The organism is Mycobacterium sp. ABE4_509, assembly GCF_056160785.1.
Genome location: NZ_JBSWXU010000173.1, coordinates 1 through 10334, shown reverse-complemented (window position 1 = coordinate 10334; position 10334 = coordinate 1). Strand labels below are relative to the sequence as shown.

10 protein-coding genes are annotated in these 10334 nt (G+C 69.3%); 4 read left to right on the top strand and 6 right to left on the bottom strand.

The genetic code is table 11. The annotated features are described in order from the left end of the window. The first annotated feature begins 295 nt into the window (after positions 1–295). Positions 296–1864: an N-acetylmuramoyl-L-alanine amidase gene (locus ACXAID_RS24785; protein ID WP_475024835.1), complete on the top strand. Its 1569-nt coding sequence runs from the start codon at positions 296–298 to the stop codon at positions 1862–1864. On the opposite strand, the gene ACXAID_RS24780 is transcribed toward ACXAID_RS24785, so the two are convergent. Genes ACXAID_RS24780 through ACXAID_RS24770 form a run of 3 tightly spaced genes read right to left on the bottom strand, consistent with a single transcriptional unit; the run spans position 1861 to position 4209 of the window. Then, positions 1861–2673 carry an HAD family hydrolase gene (locus tag ACXAID_RS24780; protein WP_475024834.1) on the bottom strand — a complete coding sequence of 271 codons (813 nt, stop codon included), beginning with the start codon at positions 2671–2673 and terminating at the stop codon, positions 1861–1863. The two genes, ACXAID_RS24785 and ACXAID_RS24780, sit on opposite strands and share 4 nt — an antisense overlap. Beyond that, entirely contained in the window at positions 2670–3416 is a 747-nt protein-coding gene (locus ACXAID_RS24775) for a lysophospholipid acyltransferase family protein (protein WP_475024833.1), read from the bottom strand. The genes ACXAID_RS24780 and ACXAID_RS24775 overlap by 4 nt, the downstream gene beginning before the upstream one ends. 4 nt (positions 3417–3420) lie before the next feature. Beyond that, positions 3421–4209, bottom strand: a complete 789-nt coding sequence (locus tag ACXAID_RS24770) for a lysophospholipid acyltransferase family protein (protein WP_475024832.1) — start codon at positions 4207–4209, stop codon at positions 3421–3423. A 111-nt stretch (positions 4210–4320) separates the two neighbouring features. On the opposite strand from ACXAID_RS24770, the gene ACXAID_RS24765 reads away from it, so the two are divergent. Together ACXAID_RS24765 and ACXAID_RS24760 are read left to right on the top strand one after the other, a co-directional pair. Continuing rightward, positions 4321–5883 carry a Rieske 2Fe-2S domain-containing protein gene (locus ACXAID_RS24765; RefSeq protein ID WP_475024831.1) on the top strand — a complete coding sequence of 521 codons (1563 nt, stop codon included), beginning with the start codon at positions 4321–4323 and terminating at the stop codon, positions 5881–5883. After that, on the top strand, positions 5880–6218 hold the full coding sequence (locus tag ACXAID_RS24760) for a hypothetical protein (protein WP_475024830.1): 339 nt from the start codon (positions 5880–5882) through the stop codon (positions 6216–6218). The genes ACXAID_RS24765 and ACXAID_RS24760 overlap by 4 nt, the downstream gene beginning before the upstream one ends. On the opposite strand, the gene ACXAID_RS24755 is transcribed toward ACXAID_RS24760, so the two are convergent. Genes ACXAID_RS24755 through serS form a run of 3 tightly spaced genes read right to left on the bottom strand, consistent with a single transcriptional unit; the run spans position 6215 to position 8929 of the window. Then, positions 6215–6646 (bottom strand): hypothetical protein, encoded by a 432-nt coding sequence (locus ACXAID_RS24755; RefSeq protein WP_475024829.1) that lies wholly within the window; start codon positions 6644–6646, stop codon positions 6215–6217. The genes ACXAID_RS24760 and ACXAID_RS24755 overlap by 4 nt on opposite strands. Beyond that, the gene (locus ACXAID_RS24750) at positions 6643–7644 is read right to left on the bottom strand and encodes an MOSC domain-containing protein (RefSeq protein ID WP_475024828.1); all 1002 of its coding nucleotides are present in this window, start codon (positions 7642–7644) and stop codon (positions 6643–6645) included. Before ACXAID_RS24750 ends, ACXAID_RS24755 begins: the two co-directional genes overlap by 4 nt. A 28-nt stretch (positions 7645–7672) precedes the next feature. Next, positions 7673–8929, bottom strand: a complete 1257-nt coding sequence (serS, locus tag ACXAID_RS24745; RefSeq protein ID WP_475024827.1) for a serine--tRNA ligase — start codon at positions 8927–8929, stop codon at positions 7673–7675. A gap of 103 nt (positions 8930–9032) precedes the next feature. Here serS and ACXAID_RS24740 point away from each other — a divergent pair. Next, positions 9033–10334 (top strand): septum formation family protein (locus tag ACXAID_RS24740; protein ID WP_475024826.1); only part of this gene is annotated, 1302 nt, incomplete at its 3' end.

Sequence of the window (10334 nt, the reverse complement as noted above, 5' to 3'; positions counted from 1 at the left end):
CCGCGGCGCTGCCCGCCGAGGCAGCGATCACCCCAGGCCTCTAGAAACCCCCTAAGTCCCCGGCAAAACGGACAACGAAGTCCTACCCCCTAACGGCACCGCAGAAGCACCCCCGCTCTGCGGTGCCGTTGCCGGTGCGGGGTGGTTGCCGGCGCCGGTGATATCGGATCGACAGTTAATTCACTCCAGAGCCGTGTCGAAACACGAGCATCATCTAGCACATACGTAACATCGGGCCGTGCCGTGCCGTCGTCCCGCACCATCAATCCTGTTCACCGCTACCGCGGCGACGGTGATGCTGCTGCCCTGGGCCATCACCGGGGTGCCCGGGGACCGCGACGATCCGGCCGTGGCCGCACCCGAGATGGTCCAACAGCCCCTCGACGGGCTCGGAGCCGGTGAGACCGTCCGCGAGATCCACCAGGACACGCCGTTCTCGATGGTTGCGCTGACCTCCCAGGACCTCACCGGCACCAGCGCGCGGGTGCGCGCCCAGCGAACCGACGGCTCCTGGGGCCCGTGGTACGAAGCCGAGCAACTCGGCGGAGTCGGCGCCGATCTACCGGGCCCGCGCGGCACCGAACCGGTCTTCGTGGGCCGCACCACGACGGTGCAGATCGCGGTCACCCGCCCTGCGGACGCCCCGCCGATCCCGGCCCAGCCCGAGCAGCCCGCCACCGACGGCGAGGGTCCCGAACTGGGATACGTGCCCGCCACCACCGAGCAGCCGTTCGGGCAGAACATCAACGCGGTGCTGATCAGCCCCCCGCAGGCCCCGGCCGACCTGGCCCCGCTGCCCAACGCCGCGACACCGCCGGGCCAGCCGCCCGCCATCATCGGGCGTGGCCAGTGGGGCGCTGACGAGTCCATGCGCTGCGGCGAGCCCCGCTACGATTCCCGGATCCAGGCCGGCGTCGTGCACCACACCGCGGGCAGCAACGACTACACCCCACAGGACTCGGCCGGCATCGTCCGATCGATCTACGAGTACCACACCCGCACCCTGGGCTGGTGCGACATCGCCTACAACGCGATGGTCGACAGGTACGGCCAGGTTTTCGAGGGACGGGCCGGCGGAATGACCCGGCCGGTGGAGGGCGCGCACACCGGCGGCTTCAACCACAACACCTGGGGCGTGGCGATGCTCGGCAACTTCGAGGTCGAACCGCCGACCCCGGTCCAGCTGCGCACCACGGCCCGGCTGCTGGGCTGGGTGCTCGGCCAGGCCGACGTCGACCCGCTCGGCGCGGTGGTGCTGCCGTCCGAGGGCGGCTCGTTCACCAAGTTCCCGTTCGGCGCCGCCCCGACGCTGCCGGCCATCTTCACCCACCGCGACGTCGGGGTCACCGAATGCCCGGGCGACGCGGCCTATGCGCTGATGGGGCAGATCCGCGACATCGCGGCCCGGTTCAACGATCCGCCCGGACCGGCGCAGTTGGCCGAGCAGCTGCGCGGCGGCGCGATCTTCGCCGAGTGGGAGAGCCTCGGCGGCAAGGACAGCTACCTGGGTTGGCCGACCTCACCGGAGGCTTCCGGCCAGGGCCAGTCCCGCTACGTGACGTTCCAGCACGGCGCGGTGTACTGGTCCCCGGAGAGCGGCGCCGCACCGATCACCGGCGAGTTGTACAAGGCGTGGGGATCGCTGGGCTTCGAACGGGGCGCGCTGGGCCTACCGACCAGCGCCGAGATCGCCGAACCGCAGTGGATCGTGCAGAACTTCCAGCACGGCACACTGAACTTCGACCGCGAGACGGGCGCGGTGACCCGCGTCATCGACGGCGTCCCGGTCGAGCTCCCCACCGCAGAACCCGGGCCCGAGCCGATCCAGCTGGAGCGGTTCACCCCGCCGATCAACCCGATCTAGGGCCACCACCGTTCCAGCACCCGGGCCACCCCGTCGTCGGCATTGGTCGCGGTCACCTCGTCGGCGGCGGCCAGCGCGTCGGGATGGGCATTGCCCATGGCCACCCCGAGACCGGCCCAGCTCAGCATCGGCACATCGTTGGGCATGTCACCGAACGCCACCACGCAGGCGGCGTCGATGTCGTGCGGCCGGGCCACCTCGTCTATCCCGGTGGCCTTGCTGATACCCAGCGGCACGACCTCGATCAGGCCGTTGTTGGTCGAATAGGTGATGTCACCGGAAATGCCGACATGCTCGAGCAGCACCGCCGCCATCTCGGCGCTGCTCGCCCCCGCCTTGCGGATCAGCAGTTTGACCGCCGGCGCGCTGAGCAGATCCTCGATCGACACCTCGGTGTTGTCCGGGTTGAGCCAGGCGTGCTCGTAACCCGGGGAGCTGACGAACTGCGGGGTGGCCGCGTCGTGGGCGGTGCGGCCGACCCGCTCGACCGCGAGACCGGCGCCCGGGATGACGCGGGTGGCCACCTCGGCCAGTTCGGCGAGCACATCGACCGACAGGGTGCGGGCCGACACGATGCGGTCGGCAGCCGAGTCGTAGATCACCGCGCCGTTGGCGCACACCGCCATCGGGGCGAGCCCCAGCTGGTCGGTGACCGGGGGCACCCACCTCGGCGGGCGACCGGTGGCCAGCACGAACTGCACACCCGCCGCGACGGCGGCGTGCACCGCGGCCCGCGTTCGGGCGCTGACCTTCTCGTCCTCGTCGAGCAGGGTGCCGTCGACGTCGGTGGCGATCAACTCCGGTGTCATGGGTCCTCCGCCCGTCTACGCGCCCGCTCGGCGAGCTCCTCGGCATCGAGCACCCTGGCCTGCGCGGGCGTCGGCGCACAGCCTCCCAGTCGACGTGGCACCCAGAACGCTCCCTTCGGCTGGGGATAACCAGTTTGCACATCATGCAGCAGACCGGTCATCGCCGCGCGCAAAGCAGCGTCGAGGTCTCCCACCGAACCCCGCGGCGCCAACGGCTCCCCCACGGCGACGGTGACCGGGATGTTGTTGCGACCCAGTCTTCTCGGATGGTCTTTGGTCCACATCCGCTGAGCACCCCACACGATCAGCGGAACGATCGGCACCTGGGCTGCGCGCGCCATCCGCACGGCGCCGGTCTTGAACTCCTTGAGTTCGAAACTGCGGCTGATGGTGGCTTCGGGATAGACGCCGACGAGTTCGCCGGCACGCAACGCCTCGACGGCCGCGGCGAACGCGCCCGCCCCCGCCTGCCGGTCGACCGGGATGGTCTTGGTGTGCCGGATCAACCAACCGACCACCGACACCTCGCTCATCTCGGCCTTGATCATGAACCGCATCCGCCGCTTGCGGGCGGTGGCGGCCAGCGCCGCAGGCAACCAGTCGACGTAGGAGGTGTGGTTGATCGCGACAACGGCACCACCCGTGGCGGGCAGGTTGGCTAGTCCGTGGAAAGAGATCCGTGTCCCGGTGGCCCGGACCGCCACGTTCGCCGCGATTTCCAGCGTGCGGAAGACCGGTTCCATCGCGCTACCCCGGGGCCTCGCCGGCTCCGCTGTCCGGGTTGGGGGGTTGTGCCCGGCGGGCCGCCTTGGCGGCCGCCTCCTCGGCGTCCATCCGGTTGGCCTCGGCCAGCGACGGCGCCGCCCCGCCGAGCCGGTGCGGAACCCAGAACTCGCCGGGCGGGTGCGGACCATAGGCGTCCTGCACCTGCTCCAGCAGGTGCTGCATGCGCGAATGCAGCAGTGCAGTCAGTTCGACGGCCGGCAGCGTCGGCTCGATGGGGACGCCGACGGCCACCGAGATCGGGACCTTGGGTCGCCACATGTTCTTCGGGTGCCCCTTGGTCCAGATGCGCTGAGCGCCCCACACGATATGAGGCACGATCGGCACGCCCGCCGCGATCGCCATCCGCGCCGCGCCCGACTTGAACTCTTTGATCTCGAAGCTGCGGCTGATCGTCGCCTCGGGATAGACGCCGACCAGCTCGCCTTCCCTGAGCTTGCGGCACGCCTCGTCGAAGGAGGCGGCCCCGCTGTCGCGGTCCACCTCGATGTGCCGCAGGCTGCGCATGACGGGGCCGGTGATCTTGTGGTCGAAGACCTCTTTCTTGGCCATGAACCGGACCTTGCGGCCGAGGTGCTGCCGGTAGGCGGGCAGCCCGGCGAAGGTGAAATCGAAATAGCTGGTGTGGTTGATCGCCACGACCGCACCGCCGGTACGTGGCAGGTTCTCCACCCCGGTCACGGTGAACTTGAGCCCCTGGGCCCGCCAGACCAGCCGGGCGAGCTGGATCACTGTGCCGTATACCGGTTCCACAGCGGCAAGAGTAATCGGCCAAACCGGCTCACCGAACGACGGCCCTGGCGGGCAGGACTAAACTCCCATGCGGAGCACGCAGCTGCGTGGGCGACCACCGAAGGGGTATCAGTGCAGGTCACCAGTGTCGGGCACGCCGGCTTCCGGATCGACACCAAGGCTGGATCCATCCTCTGCGATCCGTGGGTCAATCCGGCCTACTTCGCATCCTGGTTCCCTTTCCCGGACAACAGCGCGCTCGACTGGGCGGCGCTGGGCGATGTGGACTATCTGTACGTTTCGCATCTGCACAAGGATCATTTCGACCCGCAGAACCTGGCCGAGCACGTCAACAAGGACGCGGTGGTGCTGCTGCCGGACTTCCCGGTGCCCGATCTGCGCCGCGAACTGGAGAAGTTGGGCTTCTCCCGGTTCTTCGAGACCACCGACTCGGTCAAGCACCGGGTCAGCGGACCCAAGGGTGAACTCGACGTGATGATCATCGCGCTGCGGGCCCCCGCCGACGGTCCGATCGGCGACTCGGCGCTGGTCGTCGACGACGGTGCCACCACCGTGTTCAACATGAACGACGCCCGGCCGGTCGATCTGGACATGCTGCACGCCGACTTCGGCCAGATCGACGTGCACATGCTGCAGTACTCCGGCGCCATCTGGTACCCGATGGTCTACGAGATGCCGGCCCGGGCCAAGGAAGCCTTCGGCATCCAGAAACGGCAGCGTCAGATGGACCGCTGCCGCCAGTACATCGCCCAGGTCGGTGCGACGTGGGTGATCCCGTCGGCGGGGCCGCCGTGCTTCCTGGACCCGGCGCTGCGCGAGCTAAACGACGACCACGGCGATCCGGCGAACATCTTCCCCGACCAGGTCGTGTTCCTGAACCAGATGAAGGCGCACGACCACCACGGCGGCCTGCTGATGATCCCCGGTTCCACCGCCGATCTGTCCGGCTCGCAACTGCATTCGCTGACCCACCCGTTGCCCGACGACGAGGTGGAGGCCATCTTCACCACCGCCAAAGCCGACTACATCGAGGTCTACGCCCAGCGGATGGCCCCGGCGCTGGCGGCCGAGAAGGCCCGCTGGGCACCGGCGGCGGGTGAGCCGCTGCTCGAGCCGCTGCGCGAGCTGTTCGAACCGATCATGGTCCAGAGCGACCAGATCTGCGACGGCATCGGGTACCCGGTCGAACTGCGCCTGTCCTCCCCGGGACACCGGGAGACCGTGGTCATCGACTTTCCGAAACGCGCAGTGCGTGAACCGATCCCGGACGAGAAGTTCCGCTACGGGTTCGGCATCGCACCGGAGCTGGTGCGCACCGTGCTGCGCGATGCCGAACCGGACTGGGTCAACACCATCTTCCTGTCGACCCGGTTCACCGCCTGGCGGGTGGGTGGCTACAACGAGTACCTGTACACGTTCTTCAAATGTCTGACCGACGAGCGAATCGCCTATGCCGACGGCTGGTTCGCCGAAGCGCACGACGACAGCGCATCGATCACGCTCGACGGCTGGGAGATCCAGCGACGCTGTCCGCACCTCAAGGCCGACCTGTCCAAGTTCGGGGTGATCGAGGGCACCACGCTGACCTGCAATCTGCACGGCTGGCAATGGAATCTGACCAACGGCCGGTGCCTGACCTCCAAGGGCCACGAGCTCAGATCGGAGAAGAAATGAGCGCCCCGTCGCGGCAGTACTACGACGACGGACGGATCCAGCTGGATCGTGAGGCACTCACGTTGCGGCGCTATCACTTTCCGTCGGGCACCTCGAAGGTGATCCCGTTGCGCGACATCCGCAGCTATCGCGCGGAGCCGCTCGGCATGTTCCTGCACAGGTTCCGCATCTGGGGCAGTTCGGACCTGCGACGCTGGCTGCCGCTGGACATCTACCGACCGATCAAGTCGACGTTGGTCACCTTCGATGTCGACGGCGCCTTCCCCGAACCGGCCTGCACTCCTGTGCGACCCAAGCAGTTCCTCGAGTTGCTCGACGAACTGTTGAAGCGCTAGCGGCGGACCAGCAGCGCGCCTGCGGCCGCACCGACGGCGACACTGGTCGCGTAGGCGGCGCCGAAGGCGAAGAACACCGCGATCACCCGGTTCTCGTTGCTGCCCAACAACATGGCGTCGCGGGGGTCGGAGGGGTCGTAGACGATCGTGACTTCGGCCGCCTCGCGGGGCGGGTTCAGCATCCAGAACCGCACCTGGGTGAGGTAGGTGTAGCCGTTCGGGGTCCGGAAGTCGACGGTCGCCTTTCTGGTCAGCACGTCGGCCTCGAGATCGACGTAGGCCTGCGTGCGCACCCCGTAGTCCTCGAGGTACGTGCCGTAGGAGTAGCTGCCGTAGGCCGTGGCGGCCGCCAACACGGCTACGAAGAGTCCCGCAGCGGCCGCGGTCCACAACACCAGCACCGCCCAGGCACCCAGGCGCACCGTCACCGCTCCCGCAGGATGGTGGCCTCCAGCGCGCTCTGCAGCTGACGCATCACGGCCCGGCCGACGCTGTCGGCCACCCGGCGCACGGCCCCGGGCGGCGCCGGGTGACGGACGGCCACGGCATCTCCCACCCGCACGGTGCCGGGCGTGGTCACATCGGCGTAGACACCGAGGAACCGGTCGGTGGCCTCGGCCAGCCGGCGGGTCAGGCCGCGGTCGAGGTCCAGCCCCGGCTGTGCACGGGTGGGCACCACGCACCGGATGGTGGGGTTGGTGACGCGCAACGTCACCGTGCCCACCGCCACGTCGGCGCCCACCCAGCCCGCCTCCGGATAGCCGGAGTCGCCGGGCTCTTCTCGGTCGACCACGAGGTCGACCAGGATGTTGGGCCGAAACCGCCGCACGTCATAGGACACGCCGTCGGCGGCCAGCGATGCCAGGCTGGTGGTGCTGGCCACGTGCACCGGGCTCAGGTCGACGAACGTGCCCGGCGGTGTGGCGTAGCGCGCCAGCGTGACCATCTGTCTGGTCGAGAACACCGACGTGTCCGGCAGCGCCTCGGCATCGGACAGACCGAAATCCCGGCGGACCTCGCCGGCCGCGAAGCCGGCGCGGCTCTGCCGCACCGACAACCGGTGCAGCCGCACGTCGCCGACCGGGGGCAGCGCGGTCAGCCGCACGGCCCGGCCGAGCAGCGCCGACAACGCATCGTCGACACCCGGATCGGCGCTGGACCACTCGGCGCCGTCGGGCAGCGTGACGATGACCTCGGGAACGTTTCCGGGCCCGGCAGCGGGCCCGGGCGCCTGCGCATAGCGTGCCGAACAGCCAAGCAGGGCAGGCATTTTGCGGGCCGACGCGGTGATGTCACGTTCGAGGTCACGCACCGCCCACAGCCGGTCGGCGTGTACACCGCGCCGGTCGATGTGAAGGCGGTCGACCGTGGTTCCGCCCATCGACTTCACCGGAAATCGCCACAGCTGGGCCACCGTCGCGGTCATGTCCAACCCTAACAAGACCGTCACTCGATCAGGCGGGCTCGAGCACCTCGGTTCCGACGTAGGGCACCAGCGCGGCGGGGACGCGGACGCTGCCATCGGGCTGCTGATGGTTCTCGACGAGCGCCACCAGCCAGCGGGTGGTGGCCAAGGTGCCGTTCAGCGTCGCCACGGTCTGCGGCTTGCCGTTGTCGTCGCGGTAGCGCACGGCCAGCCGCCGGGCCTGGAAGGTCGTGCAGTTCGACGTGGATGTCAGCTCCCGGTAGGTGTTCTGGGTCGGCACCCACGCTTCGCAGTCGAACTTGCGCGCCGCCGAGGAACCCAGGTCACCGGCCGCGATGTCGATGACCCGGTAGGGCACCTCGATGTGGGCCAGCATCTGACGCTGCCAGCCCAGCAGCCGCTCGTGCTCGGCCTCGGCGTCCTCGGGGCGGCAGTAGATGAATCCCTCGACCTTGTCGAACTGATGCACCCGGATGATGCCGCGGGTGTCCTTGCCGTAGCTGCCGGCCTCCCGCCGGAAGCACGACGACCAGCCGGCGTAGCGCTTCGGGCCGGCCGAGAGGTCCAGGATCTCGCCGGCGTGGTAACCCGCCAGCGGCACCTCGGAGGTCCCGACCAGATACAGATCGTCGGCCTCCACCCGGTACACCTCGTCGGCGTGGGCGCCGAGGAAGCCGGTTCCCGCCATCATCTCGGGACGCACCAGCACCGGTGGGATCATCAGCGTGAAGCCGTTCTCGGTGGCGACCCGGACCGCGAGCTGCAGCAGCCCCAGCTGCAGCAGTGCCCCCCGGCCGGTCAGGAAATAGAACCGCGAACCGGCGACCTTGGCTCCGCGTTCCATGTCCAGCAGCCCCAGCGATTCGGCGAGTTCGATGTGGTCCTTGGGCTCGGGTATCGCCGGCGGCTCACCCACGGTGTCGAGCAGCACCCAGTCGTCCTCGCCACCGGCGGGCACCCCGTCGATGATCACGTTGGAGATGGCCATGTGCGCCGCGGTGAACGCGTTCTCCGCGTCGGTCTGGGCGGCCTCGGCGGCCTTGACCTGCTCGGCGAGCTCCTTGGCCGCGGCCAGCAGGCGGGGGCGTTCCTCCGGCGAGGCCTTACCGACGAGCTTGCTGGCCGACTTCTGCTCGGCCCGCAGGGTGTCGGCCGCCGAGATGGCCGCCCGGCGCGCGGCGTCAGCACTGGACAGCGCGTCGACGAGGCCGGGATCCTCACCGCGGGCCAGCTGCGAGGCGCGCACACGGTCGGGGTCTTCTCGCAACACCTTGAGGTCGATCACGCGGGAAACCCTACGGGGTCGGCGACCGGACCGGCACAACCGCATTACGTTACAACTGCATCTCTTGTCACTACACCTGACACGCCTGTCACAATGGAGCGCGATGGTGGAGGGACCAGTGGACATGCACGACGAATCCGGCGCGGACGTGGGCCAGGGCCGCGACGAGACAACGCGGCCCAAGACGCGGTGGCGCAGCCTGCAGGCCGAGTCGACCCGGCGTGCGCTGCTGCTCACCGCGCTGGGCGGGCTGCTGATCGCCGGGGTCATCACCGCGCTGCCGCAGACCGAGCGGACCAGCGGGCTGACCGCCAACGCGATCTCCCTGGGACCCCGCGGCAACGACACCTTCGACCACGCCTCGGCCGGGGACTGCTTGAACTGGCCTGACCGCACCCCGGATGCCGCCGAGATCGTCGACTGCGTCGACGAGCACCGGTTCGAGGTCGCGGAGTCGGTGGACATGCGCACCTTCCCGGGCAGCGAGTACGGCCCCGAGGCCGCACCGCCGTCGGCGGCCCGCATCCAGCAGATCAGCCAGGAACAGTGCTCGGCCGCGGTCAAGCGTTACCTCGGCGCACGCTTCGACCCCAACAGCCGGTTCACGGTCAGCATGCTGTGGTCCGGGGAGAAGGCGTGGCGCACCACGGGCGAGCGCAGGATGCTCTGCGGCCTGCAGCTACCCGGGCCAAACAATCAGCAACTGGCTTTCACCGGCAAGATCGCCGAGATCGACCAGTCCAAGGTGTGGCCGCCGGGGACCTGCCTGGGCATCGACCCGGCGACCAATCAGCCCACCGACATCCCGGTGGACTGCGCGGCCCCGCACTCGATGGAGGTCACCGGCGCGGTCAACCTCGCCGAGCGCTTCCCCGACGCCCTGCCGCCCGAACCCGAGCAGGACACCTTCATCAAGGACACCTGCACCGAGATCACCGACGCCTACCTGGCGCCGATCGAGCTGCGCAACACCACGCTGACCCTGGTCTACAGCACGATTTCGTTGCCGAGCTGGTCGGCCGGCAGCCGCCAGGTGTCCTGCAGCATCGGCGCGACCCTGGGCAACGGCGGCTGGTCGACACTGCTCAACAGCGCCAAGGGGCCGCTGCTGATCAACGGCCAACCGCCGGTACCGCCCCCGGACATCCCGGCCGAGCGGCTCAACCTCCCGCCGATCCCGGTTCCCGACGTCAGCCTGCCGTCCTCCTCGTCAGGGTCGTCCTCGTCCTCGTCTTCGTCCTCGTCAGGGTCGTCGTCGGGCTCGTCTTCGAGCGGCAGCGAGACCCAGCACCTGCCGCAGCTGGCCACCGGCGGGCAGCCCGAAGGACCGCCGCCGGCCGAGGAGCCGGCACCGGCCGGCAACACGTTCCTCAACGGACCCCCGCCCGCACCGCCACCCCCCCCA